14 protein-coding genes are annotated in these 17,655 nt (G+C 66.4%); 13 read left to right on the top strand and 1 reads right to left on the bottom strand.

Translation table 11 applies throughout. The features are described 5' to 3' along the window. Positions 1–94 precede the first annotated feature (94 nt). From nuoL to dnaE, 13 genes are all read left to right on the top strand, one after another. Complete coding sequence (gene nuoL, locus G3T14_RS12410; RefSeq protein WP_163642859.1) at positions 95–2,176, top strand: NADH-quinone oxidoreductase subunit L; 2,082 nt, start codon at positions 95–97, stop codon at positions 2,174–2,176. A gap of 47 nt (positions 2,177–2,223) precedes the next feature. Continuing rightward, positions 2,224–3,744, top strand: coding sequence for an NADH-quinone oxidoreductase subunit M (locus G3T14_RS12405; RefSeq protein ID WP_163642858.1), 1,521 nt, complete (start codon positions 2,224–2,226; stop codon positions 3,742–3,744). Positions 3,745–3,757: 13 nt separating this feature from the next. Continuing rightward, positions 3,758–5,203 carry an NADH-quinone oxidoreductase subunit NuoN gene (gene nuoN / locus G3T14_RS12400; protein WP_163642857.1) on the top strand — a complete coding sequence of 482 codons (1,446 nt, stop codon included), beginning with the start codon at positions 3,758–3,760 and terminating at the stop codon, positions 5,201–5,203. A gap of 65 nt (positions 5,204–5,268) precedes the next feature. Next, positions 5,269–6,048 (top strand): biotin--[acetyl-CoA-carboxylase] ligase, encoded by a 780-nt coding sequence (locus G3T14_RS12395; RefSeq protein ID WP_163642856.1) that lies wholly within the window; start codon positions 5,269–5,271, stop codon positions 6,046–6,048. A 13-nt stretch (positions 6,049–6,061) separates the two neighbouring features. Further along, a complete protein-coding gene (locus G3T14_RS12390) occupies positions 6,062–7,735 on the top strand; it encodes a ribonuclease J (protein ID WP_163642855.1) in 1,674 nt (557 codons plus the stop codon). Between the two features lie 70 nt (positions 7,736–7,805). Continuing rightward, positions 7,806–8,210, top strand: a complete 405-nt coding sequence (gene mce, locus G3T14_RS12385) for a methylmalonyl-CoA epimerase (protein WP_163642854.1) — start codon at positions 7,806–7,808, stop codon at positions 8,208–8,210. Between the two features lie 5 nt (positions 8,211–8,215). Continuing rightward, positions 8,216–8,551, top strand: coding sequence for a DUF1467 family protein (locus G3T14_RS12380; RefSeq protein WP_204262823.1), 336 nt, complete (start codon positions 8,216–8,218; stop codon positions 8,549–8,551). Between the two features lie 496 nt (positions 8,552–9,047). Continuing rightward, positions 9,048–10,373, top strand: coding sequence for a proline--tRNA ligase (proS, locus tag G3T14_RS12375; protein WP_163642853.1), 1,326 nt, complete (start codon positions 9,048–9,050; stop codon positions 10,371–10,373). 19 nt (positions 10,374–10,392) lie between these two features. After that, positions 10,393–11,679, top strand: coding sequence for a lipoprotein-releasing ABC transporter permease subunit (locus G3T14_RS12370; protein WP_204262832.1), 1,287 nt, complete (start codon positions 10,393–10,395; stop codon positions 11,677–11,679). An 18-nt stretch (positions 11,680–11,697) separates the two neighbouring features. Continuing rightward, a complete protein-coding gene (locus tag G3T14_RS12365) occupies positions 11,698–12,411 on the top strand; it encodes an ABC transporter ATP-binding protein (protein WP_163642851.1) in 714 nt (237 codons plus the stop codon). Between the two features lie 78 nt (positions 12,412–12,489). Beyond that, a complete protein-coding gene (locus G3T14_RS12360) occupies positions 12,490–12,744 on the top strand; it encodes a type II toxin-antitoxin system prevent-host-death family antitoxin (RefSeq protein ID WP_163642893.1) in 255 nt (84 codons plus the stop codon). Then, positions 12,741–13,013 (top strand): Txe/YoeB family addiction module toxin, encoded by a 273-nt coding sequence (locus G3T14_RS12355; RefSeq protein ID WP_163642850.1) that lies wholly within the window; start codon positions 12,741–12,743, stop codon positions 13,011–13,013. Before G3T14_RS12360 ends, G3T14_RS12355 begins: the two co-directional genes overlap by 4 nt. A 334-nt stretch (positions 13,014–13,347) precedes the next feature. Then, on the top strand, positions 13,348–16,845 hold the full coding sequence (gene dnaE, locus G3T14_RS12350; protein ID WP_163642849.1) for a DNA polymerase III subunit alpha: 3,498 nt from the start codon (positions 13,348–13,350) through the stop codon (positions 16,843–16,845). A gap of 50 nt (positions 16,846–16,895) precedes the next feature. Here the strand turns inward: dnaE and G3T14_RS12345 are convergent, their stop codons facing one another. Next, complete coding sequence (locus G3T14_RS12345; RefSeq protein ID WP_163642848.1) at positions 16,896–17,639, bottom strand: gamma-glutamylcyclotransferase; 744 nt, start codon at positions 17,637–17,639, stop codon at positions 16,896–16,898. Between the last annotated feature and the right edge of the window lie 16 nt (positions 17,640–17,655).

The following is a 17,655-nucleotide window of genomic DNA, read 5'->3' as shown; positions in this document are numbered from 1 at the left end:
GTCGGTCCCGAGCGGTGACACGAAGACAGGGCAGGTTCCGAGGCTCGCGCGCAGCGCGGACCCGGTGCGGCCCAGGAGGCCGGACAAGCCAGCGATGTATCACGCGATCGTCTTCTTCCCGCTCATCGGCGCCCTGCTGGCCGGCCTCTTCGGCCGCAAGCTCGGGCCCAAGCTGTGCGAGTACATCACCACCGGATTCCTCGCCTTCTCGGCGTTGCTGTCCTGGGGCGTCTTTCTCGAAGTGCCGGGGTCGGAGCACGCCACCCGCGTGCAGGTCGCGACCTGGTTCACCGCCGGCGATCTCGTGGTCGACTGGGCCTTCCGCATCGACGCCCTGACCGCGGTGATGTTGGTGGTGGTGACCTCGGTCTCCACCCTCGTGCACCTCTACTCCATCGGCTACATGGAAGAGGATCCGCACCGGCCGCGCTTCTTCGCCTACCTGTCGCTGTTCACCTTCGCCATGCTGATGCTGGTGACCGCGGACAACCTCGTGCAGATGTTCTTCGGCTGGGAAGGCGTCGGCCTCGCCTCGTACCTGCTCATCGGTTTCTGGTACGAGAAGCCCTCGGCCAATGCCGCCGCGATGAAGGCGTTCATCGTCAACCGAGTCGGCGATTTCGGCTTCTCGCTCGGCATCTTCCTGGTCTTCGTCCTGTCCGGGACCGTGGCCTTCGACGGCATCTTCGCCCGGGCGCCCGAGATCAAGGACGCGACCTTCCACTTCCTCGGATACGACTGGAACGCCCTGACCCTGGCCTGCCTGCTCCTGTTCATGGGTGCCATGGGCAAGTCGGCGCAGTTCCTGCTGCACACCTGGCTGCCGGACGCGATGGAGGGGCCGACCCCGGTCTCCGCCCTCATCCACGCCGCCACCATGGTGACGGCCGGCGTGTTCATGGTGGCGCGCCTGTCGCCGCTGTTCGAGCTGGCGCCCAACGCCCTTATCGTGGTCACGGTCATCGGCGGGATCACGGCGTTCTTCGCCGCCACCATTGGGCTCGTCCAGAACGACATCAAGCGGGTCATCGCCTACTCGACCTGCTCGCAGCTCGGCTACATGTTCGTGGCGCTCGGCGTCGGTGCCTATTCGGCCGCGGTGTTCCACCTGTTCACCCACGCGTTCTTTAAGGCGTTGCTGTTCCTCGGCGCCGGCTCAGTCATCCACGCGATGCATCACGAGCAGGACATGCGGAACATGGGCGCCCTGCGGCGCTACATCCCCTTCACCACGGCGATGATGACGATCGGGACCCTGGCGCTGATCGGCTTCCCGTTCACCTCGGGATACTACTCGAAGGACGCGATCATCGAGGCGGCCTATGCCTCGACCCGGCCGGGTCATACCCTCGCCTTCCTCGCCACCGTCATCGCCGCGCTGATGACCTCGTTCTATTCCTGGCGCCTGTTCTTCCTCACCTTCGAGGGACCGGCGCGCTGGGCCGGGCACGCAGCGGCCCACCACGATGACGCCCACGCCTCCGCGCATCAGGCCGACGGCGCTCACGGCCACCACGAGGGTGTGGCCCACGACGATCACGGCCACGATGCCGAGGCGCCATCGCACAGCGCCATCGAGCACCACGACCATGCGCACACACCGCACGAGAGCCCCCTCGTGATGACGATCCCGCTGGCGCTCCTCGCCTTCGGCGCGCTGTTTGCCGGCCTGATCTTCAAGAACCGCTTCATCGGCGAGGGCATGGAGGCGTTCTGGGGTCACGCCCTCGGGCACGGCCCCGACAACCACATCATGCACGACATCCATTCGGTGCCGGCCTGGGTGTCCTACTCGCCGTTCATCATGCTGGTGCTCGGCTTCGTCCTCGCGTTCTGGATGTATATCCGCCGGCCCGAGCTACCGGGTAAGCTCGCGACGCAGCAGCCGGTGCTGTACCAATTTCTGCTCAACAAGTGGTACTTCGACGAGATCTACGATCGGATCTTCGTCCGGCCGGCAAAGGATTTCGGCAAGTTCCTTTGGAAGGAGGGTGACGGCCGGGTGATCGACGGCCTCGGCCCCGACGGGATCGCCACCCGCGTACTCGACGTCACCCGCGGCGTCGTCCGGTTCCAGACCGGGTACGTCTACCACTACGCCTTCGTCATGCTCGTCGGCGTGGCCGCCTTCATCAGCTGGTACATGCTCACCGGCCTGCCCAAGGTCGCGCATTGATGACCGTCGACCAGACGCCCGACCGCAAGAACGGGAGCCCCCGCTAGATGTTCGGCCTCGGAATTCTCTCCGGCCTGTTGATCGTGCCGCTGTGCGGTGCGGCCTTCATCCTCACCCTCGGCGAGGAGACGGAAGCGACCAAGCGCAATGCCCGCTGGGCCGCGCTCGCCACCACGATCCTCACCTTCCTGCTGTCGCTGGTGGCATGGGGGCGGTTCGACGCCACCACGGCGAGCTTCCAGCTCATCGAGACCCATGCCTGGCTGAGCGAGACCACCCGGTTCAAGCTCGGCGTCGACGGTTTCTCGATGCCGCTGATCCTGCTCACCACCTTCCTGATGCCGTTCTGCATCGGTGCGTCGTGGCTCTCGATCGACAAGCGGGTGAAGGAGTATTTCGTCGCCTTCCTCGTCCTCGAGACGACGATGATCGGCGTGTTCCAGTCCCTCGACCTGGTGCTGTTCTACCTGTTCTTCGAGGCCGGCCTGATCCCGATGTTCCTCATCATCGGGATCTGGGGTGGCAAGCGGCGCATCTACGCCAGCTTCAAGTTCTTCCTCTACACCCTGCTCGGCTCGGTGCTGATGCTGCTCGCCATCATGGCGATGTACTGGCACGCCGGCACCACCGACATCCCGACCCTGCTGCACACCCGCTTCCCGGTGGAGATGCAGACCTGGCTGTGGCTCGCCTTCTTCGCCTCCTTCGCGGTGAAGATGCCGATGTGGCCCGTCCATACTTGGCTGCCCGACGCGCACGTGGAGGCGCCCACCGCCGGCTCGGTGATCCTGGCCGGCATCCTGCTCAAGATGGGCGGCTATGGGTTCATCCGCGTCTCGCTGCCGATGTTCCCGGACGCATCGCAGTCCTTCGCGCCGTTCGTCTTCGCCCTGTCGGTGGTCGCGATCATCTTCACCTCGCTGATCGCGCTGATGCAGACCGACATCAAGAAGCTCATCGCCTACTCGTCGGTGGCGCATATGGGCTTCGTCACGCTCGGGCTGTTCACCCTCAACGCGCAGGGCATCCAGGGCGCCCTGTTCCTGATGATCTCGCACGGCATCGTCTCCGGCGCACTCTTCCTCTGCGTCGGCGTGGTCTACGACCGGATGCACACCCGCGAGATTTCCGCCTATGGCGGTCTCGTGAAGCGCATGCCGCTCTACGCGGCGGCGATGATGGTCTTCACCATGGCCAATGTCGGCCTGCCCGGCACCTCCGGCTTCGTCGGCGAGTTCCTGGCGATGATGGGCGCTTTCCGCGCCAACCCCACCGTGGCGTTCTTCTCGGTGTTCGGCATCATCCTCTCGGCCGGCTACGCCCTGTGGCTCTACGCACGGGTGATCTACGGCAAGCTCGAGAAGCCCAACCTGCAGGGCATCCTCGATCTCGATTTCCGTGAAAAGATCATCATCGCGCCGCTCGTCGCCCTGACGATCTATTACGGCGTCCATCCGGCCCCCATCCTCGACACCTTCGCCCCCTCGACCGAGGCGCTGATGCAGAGCATGAAGACCGCGCTCTCGAACACGCAGACCGCGGCCGTCGTGCCTGCGGTCGCGCGCTGAAGGCTTGCCCGCGATGAACGCCGCTCAGATCGTCATGCCCTCGCTCGGGCCCGCCCTGCCGGAGCTGATCCTCGCCGTCGGCGTGCTCGTGCTGATCCTCTACGGCTCATTCCGGGGCGAGCGCTCGGCGGAGGCCGTCAATGTCGGCGCGCTGGTCCTGCTCGTGCTCGCGTTGTTCGTGGTGATGTCCCAGTCGGGCGCCAAGATCACCACGCTCAACGGCTCGTTCATCGTCGACGGCTTCTCGAAGGTGATGAAGGTGCTGATCCTGCTCGGATCGGCCGCCGCGATCCTGCTGTCGCGCGACTATTTCCAGCGCGAGCGCATCGATCGGTTCGAATTTCCGCTCCTGATCCTGCTCTGCACCATCGGCATGCTGGTGATGGCCTCGGCCAACGACCTCATCGCGATGTATCTCGGCCTCGAATTGCAGTCCCTGGCCGCCTACGTCATCGCCGCGTTCCATCGCGACAACCTGCGCTCCACCGAGGCCGGCCTGAAGTATTTCGTCCTCGGCGCGCTGTCCTCCGGCATGCTGCTCTACGGGTCGTCGCTGGTCTACGGCTTCACCGGCACCGTCTCGTTCCCCGGCATCGTCGCGGCGCTGAGCGACGGCAATGCGGGCTTCGGTATCGTGCTCGGCATCGTGTTCGTCGCCGCGGGCGTCGCCTTCAAGATGTCGGCCGTGCCGTTCCACATGTGGACTCCGGACGTCTACGAGGGCTCGCCCACCCCCGTCACCGCCTTCTTCGCCTCGGCGCCGAAGATGGCCGCGGTGGCCATGACCGTGCGGATCTTCATCGGCGCCTTCCCCGACGTGACCGCGATCTGGCAGCAGATCATCGTGTTCATCGCCATCGCTTCGATGGCCTTGGGCTCGTTCGCCGCCATCGGCCAGCGCTCGATCAAGCGCCTGATGGCGTATTCCTCCATCGGCAATATCGGCTACGCCCTGGTCGGTCTGGCGGCGGGCTCGCAGGCCGGCATCAGCGGTGTGGTGATCTACATGATCATCTACCTGGCGATGACCCTCGGTGCCTTCGCGGTGATCCTGTCCCTGCGCCGCGGCGGCCAAATGTTCGAGACGCTGGACGACCTCTCCGGCCTGTCGCGCACCCATCCCGTGCTGGCTTTCTGCCTCGCCGCGATGATGTTCTCGCTCGCCGGCATCCCGCCGCTGGCCGGGTTCTTCGGCAAGTACTTCGTCTTCCGCGCCGCCATCGAGGCCAACCTCGTGGCGCTCGCGATCATCGGCGTGGTCACCAGCGTGGTCGGCGCGTTCTACTATCTGCGCCTCGTCAAGGTGATGTATTTCGACGAGCCGTTGGCGCCCTACGATCCGATGCCCCCGGGCCTGCGTATCGTGCTCGGCCTGTCGACCGTCGTCGTCGTGCTGTTCGTGCTGTTGCCCGCGCCGCTGCGGGGTGCTGCCGACGCTGCGGCCAAGTCGCTGTTCTAGAGCGTTGCCGCATCTGATGGGACCGGCCAACGTGAAGACACCGCGACGGAAACGGCGTTAAGCCCTTGGACGGCTACCGACTCGGCTGCCTGGCCCGCGAGAACGGCCACCGCCTCCACGTCCACGACACTCTCGGCTCCACCAACACCGAGGCGCTGGAACGGTCGCGCGCCGGCGAAGCCGGGCCGCTCTGGATCGTCGCCCATCGCCAGGAAGCGGGTCGCGGCCGGCGCGGCAATGCGTGGGCGTCACTGCCCGGAAACCTCACCGCGAGCCTGCTCTGGCCGGTAGACGACGTCGATCCGGGCGACGTTCCGACCCTTGGCTTCGTTGCGGGAATCGCCCTGATGTCTGCGTTCCGGGCGGCAGGAATCGACGGCGTCGCGCTCAAATGGCCGAACGATGTGCTGGCCTCGGGGGCCAAGCTCGCGGGTCTTCTGCTGGAGGCGGAGACGAGTCCCGGCGGACGCCGCTCGGTGGTGATGGGCTTCGGCGTCAACGTCGCTGCGGCGCCGAAGGGCTTGCCTTATGCTGCGACGTGCCTCAGGCAGATGCAGCACGACACGCGCGCCGAGGATCTGCTCGTCCATCTGACGGACGGGATCGTCGACGCCGCGCGACTCTGGCGCCGCGGCAGGGGCTTCCCCGATGTCCGCGCGCGCTGGCTCGATCAAGCCGCCGGGATCGGCGCACCCGTGACGGTGCGCATCGGCGACGCGAGGGTGCACGGAATTTTCGAGACGATCGACGAGGCGGGGCGGCTCGTCGTCCGATCGGATGATGGGACGCGACGGACCGTGACGGCGGGCGAGGTGCATCTGGGAACGGCCGCGACGGCGGCTTGAGGTTTAAGTGACAATGACGACAGGGCAAGACGAACTCGTCTTCGTGCCGCTCGGCGGCGTGGGCGAGATCGGCATGAACGCAGCGCTTTACGGCTTCGGGCCGGCCAAGCGCCGCAAGTGGATCATGGTCGATTGCGGCATGGGCTTCGCCGGGGAAGAAGGCTTCCCGGGCATCGACCTGATGTTCCCCGATCTGAGCTTCATCGAGGAGCGCAAGGACGATCTGCTGGCGATCTTCATCACCCACGCGCACGAGGACCATATCGGCGCCATCGGTGAGCTGTGGCCCAAGCTGAAGGCGCCGGTCTACGCCACGCGCTTCGCCAAGAACCTGCTGGAGGCCCGTCGCCTGAGCGAGCCGGGCGCCCCGAAGGTGACCTTGCGCGAGATCCAGGCCGGACGCCGCGTCACCGTCGGTCCGTTCGAGATCGAGTACATTCCGGTGTCGCACTCGATCCCCGAGTCGAACGCCGTCGCGATCCGCACGCCGCACGGCCTGCTGCTCCATACCGGCGACTGGAAGCTCGATCCGACCCCGATCCTCGGCGACGTGACCTCCGAGTCCGCCTTCCGGGCGCTGGGCGACGAGGGCATCCTCGCCATGATCAGCGATTCGACCAATGTCGTGCGCGAGGGCCGGTCCCCGAGCGAGGCCGAGGTCGCCGCCACCCTGCGCGAACTGATCTCGAATGCGCCGCACCGGGTCGCCGTCACCACCTTCGCCTCCAATGTCGCCCGCATGCGGGCCGTGGCCGAGGCCGCCCAGGCCTGTGGCCGTGAGGTCGTCGCCGTCGGTCGCGCCATGGACCGGGTCATCGGGGTCGCCCGCGAATGCGGCTTCCTCGACGGCCTGCCCGAGTTCCGCTCGGCCGACGCCTACGGATACCTGCCGCGCGACAAGGTGGTGGCCCTGCTCACCGGCTCGCAGGGCGAGGAGCGCGCCGCGCTCGCCCGGGTCTCGCGGGACGACCATCCCGACGTGACCCTCGCTGCCGGCGACCGGGTGATCTTCTCCTCGCGTGCCATTCCGGGCAACGAGCGGGCGGTGGGGTCGATCATCAACGACCTCATCAATGCCGGCATCGAGGTGGTCACCGATCGGACGAAGCTCGTCCACGTCTCGGGCCATCCCCGGCGCGACGAGATGGCCGAGATGTACGCCTGGACCCGGCCGCAGACGGCGATTCCCGTCCATGGCGAGGCCCTGCACCTCGACGAGCACGCGCGCTTCGCCCTTGCCCAGGGCGTGCCCAACGTGGTCAAGGCCCGCAACGGCAGCGTCGTGCGCCTCGCCCCCGGCACGCCGGAGATCGTCGATCACGTCAAGGCCGGCCGCCTGTTCAAGGACGGCAACGTGCTCATCGATGCCAAGGATCGGGCCATTCCCGAGCGCCGCAAGCTGGCGCAGGCCGGCCTGATCTCGGTGGCCATCGCCATCGACGAGCAGGGTGAGGTTCTGGGCGAGCCCGCCATCGACATCATCGGCCTGCCCAATCGCGGCCGGACCGGCGTGCCGATGCTCGACACGGTTGTGGAGGCGGTCACCCGTACCCTGAGCGGCCTGTCCAAGGCCAAGCGCCGCGATGCCGAAGCCGTCGAGAAGGCCGTCGACCGCGCCATGCGCTCGGCCGTCAACGAGGTCTGGGGCAAGAAGCCCGCCTGCCACGTCCAGGTGGTCGAGGTCTGAGCCTTTCCAACCCTCTCCCGCACACGGGAGAGGGCTTTTTGCGCAGCGGTTCATCACGGAGGGAGCACACATGATCGGACGCCTCAACCACGTCGCCATCGCGGTGCGCGATCTCGATGCCGCCTGTGCGATCTACCGCGATACCCTGGGTGCCACGCTCACCGAGCCGCTGCCGCAGCCGGAGCACGGCGTCACGGTCGTGTTCGTGAACCTGCCCAACAGCAAGGTCGAGCTGATGGCGCCTCTGGGCGAGGGCTCGCCGATCGAGAGCTTCGTCGAGCGCAACCCCAATGGCGGCGTCCACCATGTCTGCTACGAGGTCGACGACATCCTGGCCGCCCGCGACAAGCTGAAGGCCCAGGGCGCTCGGGTACTGGGCAGCGGTGAGCCCAGGATCGGTGCCCACGGCAAGCCGGTGCTGTTCCTGCATCCGAAAGACTTCCTCGGCACCCTGGTCGAGCTGGAGCAGGTCTGAGCCGCATGGGCGCCGTCCTCCAGACCATTGCGGCCTCCACCATGCGGACGCTTCTCGCCATGCTGGCGGTGATCGCCTGCGTGGTCGTGGTCGCAGTGACCCAGTTCAAGCTCACGGTCTTCGGGTCGATCGCGCTGTATTTCGTGGTCTGGTGGACATTGCTGTTCGTGATGCTGCCGATCCGCAACCAGACCGAGACCGACCCCGCTCGGGTGGTGCCGGGGCAGGACCCCGGAGCCCCGGCGGCCCCGCGCCTGCGGGAGAAGGCGATCTGGACGACCCTGTTGTCGAGCGCTGTGTTCCTGCTGGCGATCCCGCTCTTCGAGCTGAGCGGTCTCTAGAACACCGCGCCAAACCACGGATTCCAGTTCCGCGCGATCGCCGTCAGATTCTCGCGGCTCCGTCAATTGCCGTCCCAGCTCGCATCAGGATTGCGAGCATAAAAAAAGCAAGGCGTGAGCCTTGCTTTTAATGAAGACGCTATTTGATCAGCCTAAAATTGTCTGACGCATCTTTATCGGCGCCGCGGCTGACTATTCCTCCCAAGACTCGGACCGTGCGATGCCTCTTACGGGCAAAACGACCAGCACGAAGCGGTTTATAGGAACAACAATTCCCATTGTCACCTGTCGGACGATCATTTTCGGCGTTTTTCTGCCAAGAGCGCATGGATTTGGCTGAAATGGCGCAAAGACCGGGTTCGGTCCGCAAAATTTGATCCTCCGGCTTCAAGCGATTCCGAGGTGTCACCCGGCCGCGCTTGTCTTTTCCCGATGCAATGTGTTGTGTGCCCGCAGCGTGTCGCCCACCGGTGGCACGCGGTTTCCAGGGCCTTCCATGCGTCTCTCCCGCTATTTCCTGCCGACCTTGCGCGAGACGCCCAAGGAGGCCGAGATCGTCTCCCACCGTCTGATGCTGCGGGCCGGACTCGTGCGCCAGGAAGCGGCCGGCATCTATGCGTGGCTGCCGCTCGGTCTGCGTGTGCTGAACCGGGTCTGCGCGGTGATCCGCGAGGAGCAGGACCGGGCCGGCGCCATCGAGCTGCTGATGCCGACGATCCAGTCGGCCGATCTGTGGAAGGAATCGGGCCGCTACGAAGCCTATGGCAAGGAGATGCTCCGCATCGCCGATCGCCATCAGCGCGAGATGCTGTTCGGCCCCACGGCGGAAGAGGTCGTCACCGAGATCTTTCGCGGCAGCGTGCGGTCCTACAAGGACCTGCCGAAGAACCTCTACCAGATCTCCTGGAAGTTCCGCGACGAGGTAAGGCCGCGCTTCGGCACCATGCGCTCGCGCGAGTTTCTGATGAAGGACGCCTATTCGTTCGACCTCGATCAGGCTTCCGCCCGCCACGCCTACAACCGGATGTTCGTCGCCTATCTGCGCACCTTTGCCGGGCTTGGCCTCAAGGCGATCCCGATGCGCGCCGATACCGGCCCCATCGGCGGCGACCTCAGCCACGAGTTCATCATCCTGGCGAGCACCGGCGAGAGCGAAGTCTACTGCGACAGCCAGTATCTCGATTTCGAGACCCCGCCGATCACCACCGATTTCGACGACGTCGCCGGCCTCCAGGGCACCGTCGACCGCTGGACCTCGCATTACGCCGCCACCTCCGAGATGCACGAGCCGGCGGCCTTCGCCGAAGTCCCTCAGGACAACCAGATGGCCGCGCGCGGCATCGAGGTCGGGCACATCTTCTATTTCGGCACGAAGTATTCCGAGCCGATGGGTGCCAAGGTCACCGGTCCCGACGGGGTCGACCGCCCGGTCCATATGGGCTCCTACGGCATCGGCCCGAGCCGGCTGGTGGCGGCGATCATTGAGGCGAGCCACGACGAGGCCGGCATCATCTGGCCGGATTCCGTTGCCCCCTTCGACGTGGCCCTGATCAACCTGAAGACCGGCGATACCGCCACCGACGCGGCCTGCGCCGAAATCCAGGCGAACCTGGAGGCCTCCGGCCTCACCGTCTTGTACGATGACCGCGACGAGCGGCCGGGCGCCAAATTCGCCACCGCCGACCTGATCGGCCTGCCCTGGCAGGTCATCGTCGGTCCGCGCGGCCTCGCCGAAGGCAAGATCGAGCTCAAGCGTCGGGCCGGCGGCGACCGTGAATCGATCGCGCCGATCGACCTCCTCGCTCGCTTGAAGCGGGTCTGAGGCCGCCATGGCGGCGGCGATGATGGACCGGCTCAAGGGGGTCGGCGCGCTGTTCCGGCGCGGCAGCACGCCGCCCTTCGCCGGCTTCGAGTGGATTCTCGCGGGGCGCTACCTGCGTGCGCGCCGTCGCGGCGGCGGCGTGTCCGTTGTGGCATTCTTTTCCGTGCTCGGGATCGCGCTCGGGGTCGCCACCCTCATCATCGTGCTCTCGGTGATGAACGGTTTTCGCACCGAACTTCTGTCGAAGATCGTCGGCATCAACGGCCACGTCTTCGTCAATCCCATCGACAAGCTGTTCACCGATTACGAGGATCTGTCCGACCGCCTCTCCAAGGTGGCGGGCGTGCGCTCCGCGATCCCTCTGGTGGAGGGACAGGCCTTCGCCTCGTCGCCCTATGGCGGCAGCGGCGTGCTGGTCCGCGGCATCCGTGCGAGCGACCTCGACAAGATCGGCGCCATCGCCAGCAACATCCGCGGCGGCACCCTCGATGGCTTCGACGATGGAACCGGCGTCGCCATCGGCCGGCGGCTGGCCGACTCGCTCGGGCTCCAGGCCGGCGACCAGATAACCCTGTCGACACCCAAGGGCGCGACGACGCCGTTCGGCACCGCCCCGCGGACCAAGGCCTACACCGTCAAGGCAGTGTTCGAAATCGGCATGACCGAGTTCGACGCCACCTTCGTGTTCATGCCGCTCACCGAATCCCAGGCCTTCTTCAACCGCGATTCCGACGTCAGCCTGATCGAGATCTACCTCGACAATGCCGACGGGGTCGCGGCGATCCTGCCCGATCTCCAGATGGCGGCGGAGCGCCCGGTGGCGCTCACCGACTGGCGCCAGCGCAACCGAACCTTCTTCGGTGCCCTCGAGGTCGAGCGCAACGTGATGTTCCTGATCCTCAGCCTGATCGTGGTGGTGGCGACCCTCAACATCGTCTCCGGGTTGATCCTGCTGGTGCGCGACAAGTCGAGCGACATCGCGATCCTGCGCACCATGGGGGCGACCCCCGGGACGATCCTGCGCGTGTTTCTGATCAACGGCGCGCTCATCGGCATCGTCGGTACCCTGAGCGGGCTGGCCCTCGGCGTGGTCGTCACCCTCAACATCAAGCCGATCCAGCGGGTGCTGTTTCCCTCCGCCTGGGACCCGACCGTGCGGTTCCTGGCCGAGATTCCGGCCGAGATGAATTCGAGCGAGATCATCGTCGTGGTGGTCACCTCCATCGCCCTGTCGCTGCTCGCGACGCTGTATCCCTCGTGGCGCGCCGCCCGGCTCGATCCGGTGCAGGCGCTTCGCTACGGCTGAGTGGACCCGAGGACATCCATGGAAACGAAAGCCGAGGCGCCCGGCGCGCAGCCGGTCCCGGCCTTGTTCTTCGCCAAGGTGGAACGGCGCTACACCCAAGGCACCGGCGCGCTCGACATTCTGCGAGGTGCCGACCTCGCGATCTGGCCCGGCGAACTGGTGGCGCTGGTGGCACCCTCGGGCGCCGGCAAGTCGACCCTGCTGCATCTGGCCGGCTTGCTGGAACGGCCGGATGGCGGCGAGGTCTATATCGGCGGGCAGCCCACCGCTGCCATGCCGGATCGTGAGCGCACGCGCATCCGGCGCGAGGAGATGGGCTTCGTCTATCAGTTCCACCACCTCCTGCCGGAGTTCTCCGCTTTGGAGAACGTGGTGATGCCCCAGCTCATCCGTGGCCTCTCCAACACGGAGGCCAAGGCGCGGGCGACCGAATTGCTGAGCTTCCTTGGGCTGAAGGAACGGCTGATCCATCGGCCGGCCGAACTCTCGGGCGGCGAACAGCAGCGCGTCGCCATCGCCCGCGCCGTCGCCAACGGCCCGCGGCTGTTGCTGGCCGACGAGCCCACCGGCAACCTCGACCCGCATACGGCGGCCCACGTCTTCGGCATCCTCGTCTCGCTGGTGCGGGCCTCCGGCCTCGCCGCGTTGGTGGCCACCCACAACATGGACCTCGCCGCGCGCATGGATCGGCGTGTGACGATCCGCGATGGGTTGATCGAGCAGTTGGACTGACGCGCCCCTCGGCCGCTGTGTTGCGAATCGTCATCCCCGATAATACGTACGTGATTGTGTACGGATGGGGTGTTCGCGATGACGCATGTCGGCTTCACGGAATTGCGCAAGAATCTCGCGACGCACTTCGACCGCGTCGAGGCCGACCGGACAGAACTCGTCGTCACCCGGCAGAACCATGAGGATCTGGTGATCCTGCCGCTCGCGGAATTCGAAAGCTTGCGGGAAACCCTGCATCTGCTCGGGACACCCGCGAATGCGCGTCGTCTGACAGAGGCGTTGGCACAGCTCGACGCCGGTCACGGTCGCGCGCATGACCTGATCGAGCCGTGAAGCTTGTCTGGTCGGACCATGCCTGGGATGACTACCTGCATTGGCAGAGCACGGATCGCGACACGCTCGTCCGCATCAATGAGCTGATTCGACAGGCGCGGCGGACCCCGTTCGTCGGAATCGGCAAGCCCGAGCCAGTCAAGGGCAACCTCAAGGGTTGGTGGTCGAGACGGATCAGCGGAGAGCATCGCTTGGTCTATCGCGTCTCCGGGACCGGGGAGGGGCAGGCCCTCGAAATCCTCCAATGCCGCTGGCATTACGATGGTTAGAGGCCGCTCGGCGGGTCGCTCGCCGCGATCCGTTCATCGCCTTTTAACCTTGTGGAACGAGCTCCCGAATTCCCGCTTTACATAGAACAAAACAAGAACAAAATGGAGGCCTTCAACGAGAGGCGCTTCCCATGTTCAAGCGGATGATCCTGACCGGTGCTGTGGAATTCATGGCGTTCGGCTTGCTGGCGGTGTCGGTGGCGGCCTGGGCAGTCGCATTGGCGCCATTGCGATAGCGTTGCGGGCGCAGCACAAACGGCGGCCTTCCACAGGCAAACCGAACCAGACGCATGTTCTTGATGGATCGTTCACCACGACTCGGGCTGATGGGAGCATGGCGCGCATCCTCAAAGACCCTGGCTTCGTCCACCTCCACGTCCATTCCTCGTTCTCGCTGCTCGAGGGGGCGCTGAAGGTCGGCGACATCGTCAAGGCGGCCGCGGCCGATAAGCAGCCGGCTTTGGCGCTCACCGACACCAACAACCTGTTCGGTGCCCTGGAATTTTCAGAAAAGGCGTCCGGTGCCGGCATCCAGCCCATCGCCGGCCTGCAAGTGACCGTGGCCTTCGAGGCGGTGGACCCGATGGCACGGGCCACCCAGCAGCAGAGCGGCAGCGCCAACATCGTCGTGCTGGCGCAGGACGAGACCGGCTATGGCAACCTCCTGCGTCTGGCGAGCCGCGCGTATTTCGATGGACCGCTCGGCGATACCCCGCGGGTGAGCATCGACGCGCTGGTGGACTCCGCCTCAGGCTTGATCGCGCTTACCGGCGGCACCACCGGCCCCCTCGATTCCGCCCTGCGCATGGGCCGGGCCGAGATCGCCGCCACGCGCCTCGCCCAGCTCAGATCGGTCTTCGGCGAGGACAATCTCTACGTCGAAATCCTTCGCCACGGCCTCGACGACGAGCGCCGGATCGAAGCCGAATTGCTGCGCCTGGCCGAGGTGAATGGGCTGTCCATCGTCGCCACCAACGAGCCGTTCTTCGCCAAACCCGACGATTACGACGCGCACGACGCATTGCTCGCCATCGCCGACGGTCGTCTCGTCTCTGACGATCGGCGCCGCAAGCTGACCCCGCGCCACGGCTTCACCACCCGCGCCCAGATGGCCGAACTGTTTCGCGATCTGCCCGACGCGTTGAACGCCACCGTCGAAATCGCCATGCGCTGCGCGTATCGCGTGCGCACCCGCAAACCCATCCTGCCGAACTTCGGCGTGATCGCGGCCCTCGATGCCGCCGCCCCCGATGTGGAAGCCGCGCCGCCTCTGGACGAGCCGGCCGAGTTGCGCCGTCAGGCCGAAGCCGGCCTCGACTTCCGCCTCGCTCAGCACGGCACGGCGCCGGGGATGGACGAGCAGGTCTATCGCGATCGCCTCGCCTTCGAGCTCGACGTCATCGTCGGCATGAAGTTCCCTGGCTACTTCCTCATCGTGTCGGACTTCATCAAGTGGGCGAAGGACCACGACATCCCCGTCGGCCCCGGCCGTGGTTCGGGTGCCGGATCGCTGGTGGCGTGGTCGCTTCTCATCACCGATCTCGACCCGCTCCGGTTCGGCCTGCTGTTCGAGCGCTTCCTCAACCCCGAGCGCGTCTCGATGCCCGACTTCGACATCGACTTCTGCGTCGATGGCCGCGAGCGCGTGATCCAGTACGTGCAGGAGCGCTACGGCCACGAACAGGTGGCACAGATCATCACCTTCGGTACGCTCCAGGCGCGCGGCGTGTTGCGCGACGTCGGCCGCGTTCTGGAGATGCCCTACGGGCAGGTCGACAAGCTGACCAAGCTGGTGCCGCAGAACCCGGCCAACCCGGTGACGCTCGCCCAGGCGATCGAGGGCGAGCCCAAGCTGCAGCAGGCGATGGAGGAAGAGCCCATCGTCGCCCGGCTGATGCAGATCGCCAAGAAGCTCGAGGGCCTGCACCGCCACGCCTCGACCCACGCCGCTGGCGTGGTCATCGGCGACCGGCCGCTCGAACAGCTCGTGCCGCTCTACCGCGATCCGAAGACCGGCATGCGGGTGACCCAGTTCAACATGAAATGGGTCGAGGCCGCCGGCCTGGTGAAGTTCGACTTCCTGGGTCTGAAGACCCTGACCTTGCTGCGCTACTGCACCGACCTGCTGGCCAAGCGCGGGATCATCGTCGATCTGGCATCATTGCCACTGGACAACGAAGCCACCTACCTGCCGATGAAGCGCGGCGAGACGGTGGGCGTGTTCCAGGTGGAATCCGCTGGCATGCGCAAGGCGCTGGTGGAGATGCAGGCCGACCGGTTCGAGGACATCATCGCCCTGGTGGCGCTCTATCGCCCCGGCCCCATGGCCAACATCCCGGTCTATTGCGAGCGCAAGCTCGGACGCGACGCCGGCAACGAGGCGAGCTGGTACCCGCACGAGAAGCTCGAGCCGATCCTGCGCGAGACCTTCGGCATCATCGTCTACCAAGAGCAGGTAATGGAGGTGGCCAAGGTCCTGGCCGGCTACTCGCTGGGCGAGGCCGACATGCTCCGCCGCGCCATGGGCAAGAAGATCAAGGCGGAGATGGACGCCCAGCGCGACCGTTTCGTGAAGGGCTGCATCGAGCGCGAACTCACCAAGTCCAAGGCGGACGAGATCTTCGATCTGCTCGCCAAGTTCGCCGATTACGGCTTCAACAAATCGCACGCCGCCGCCTACGCCCTGCTGACCTACCAGACCGCCTATCTCAAGGCGAACCACCCGGTGGAGTTCCTGGCGGCCGCCATGCAGCTCGACATCGACGTCACCGACAAGCTCGCCGAGTTCCGCCAGGACGCCCAGCGGCTCAAGATCGTCGTCGAGCCGCCCTCGATCAACACCTCCGGCGTCAACTTCGAGGTACACGAAGGCCGCATCGGCTACGCCCTGTCGGCGCTCAAGGGCGTCGGGCGCGGCGCCGTCGAGGCCATCGTGCAGGCGCGCGGGACCGAGCCATTCAAGGATCTGGCCTGCCTCGCCCGGCGCATCAACCCGCGCCTCATCAACAAGCGGACGCTGGAAAGCCTGGTGGCGGCCGGCGCTTTGGATGCGATCGAGCCCGACCGCTCGCGCGCCTCCGCCGCCATCGAGCCGATGATGAAGATGGCGCAGGAAGGCGTCCCTTCGGTGGAGGGCATGACCGACATGTTCGGCGGCATCGCCTCGGCCGATGTCGGTCTGCGCATCCCGCCCCACGAGCCGTGGCCGATGGCCGACAAGCTCAAGAAGGAATACGACGCCATCGGCTTCTTTCTCTCGGGCCACCCGCTCGACGAGTACGGCGATCTTCTGGGCAAGCTGCGGGTCCAGACCTGGGCCGAGTTCTGCCGGGCGGTGCGGGGCGGTACCACCAGCGTGGGCCGGGTGGCGGCCTCCGTCCTCGATCGATCGGAGCGGCGCACCAAGACCGGCAACAAGCTCGGCATCGTCATCCTGTCGGACCAGACCGGGCATTTCGAGGCGATCATCTTCTCCGAAGGGCTCGGCCAGTACCGTGACATCCTGGAGCCGGGCCGACCGCTGGTGCTCCAGCTCCAGGCCAATCTCGAGGGCGAGGACGTGCGCGCCCGCATCATCACCGCCGAACCCCTCGATGCGGCGGTGGCCCGCCACCAGAAGGGGATGCGCGTCTACCTGTGCGACGACCGCCCGATCGCCTCGGTGCAGCAACGCCTGCAGGTCCGCGGCGAGGGCGAGGTCTCGCTGATCCTCATGCTCGACGGCGGTGACCGCGAGGTCGAGGTCAAGCTGCCGGGTAAGTACCAGGCGACCCCGCAGATCGCCGGCGCGCTCAGGGCGGTGCCGGGGGTGGTGCAGGTCGAGGTGAATTGAGCGGCTGCCCCTTCCTTCGTAGAGGGGGAGGGGCGGCCTCGCCCACCAATTCAGGAGGCCGCTAATCCCCGGCGTCCGGGTGGCACATCCTCGCGCTCTTGCATGACTGAGCGTGCCCGCGCCTCCAATCGCTCGGCCACCAACGCCTGCAGCCGCCACAGGTGCGCATCCAAAATACCCTCGCGGGCGCAGGCCTCCGCGGTGCGGAACAGGTATTCCGCACTGGGCCCGAGATGGCCGGCACCCGTGGCGATCCGGTCGGCGATCTCCGCTTCGGTGAGGCGCCCGGTGTAGCGGTCGCTGGCGCGGTTGACGACGAAGGTGAGGGCCGTCACCGGGCCCTGCCCGGTCTCCACCGTGACCCAGCGGCTCTCGTAGCCGTTGCCGCGCATCTCGCGTCGCCACACCGGCAGCAGCGTGAGATGCGGATCGTCGTCCGTGAGCCTGAAGGCGACGCCCCGGCAGAGTCCGCCATGATCGAGCGCCAGCACCAGGCCGGGCCGGTCGGTGCTGCCGCGAAACCGCCGCTGCAACAGGCAGAACCGGCGGTGATAGCCCCGCACCGTCCCGGTCCGGCGCTCCGAGACGGCGAATTCCGGCTGCCAGATCAGGGAGCCGTAGCCGAACACCCAGAGACCGTCCGCCGATACGGGCCTACGGGCGAGAGCCCGGTCGAGGCCGCGGCCGAGTTCCGCGTCGGTCAGGAGGGTGAGGGCGCCCGGATCGTCGCGGACGGGGTCGGGATGGGCGCGGGCGATGAGGTCGAGGGAGAGCGAAAGCGGCCGATGCTGCATCCCGCCATCGTTCCAT

Origin of the sequence: Methylobacterium sp. BTF04, assembly GCF_010692745.1 — a bacterium.
GTDB lineage: Bacteria > Pseudomonadota > Alphaproteobacteria > Rhizobiales > Beijerinckiaceae > Methylobacterium.
This window is presented reverse-complemented; position numbering and strand designations above follow the sequence as displayed.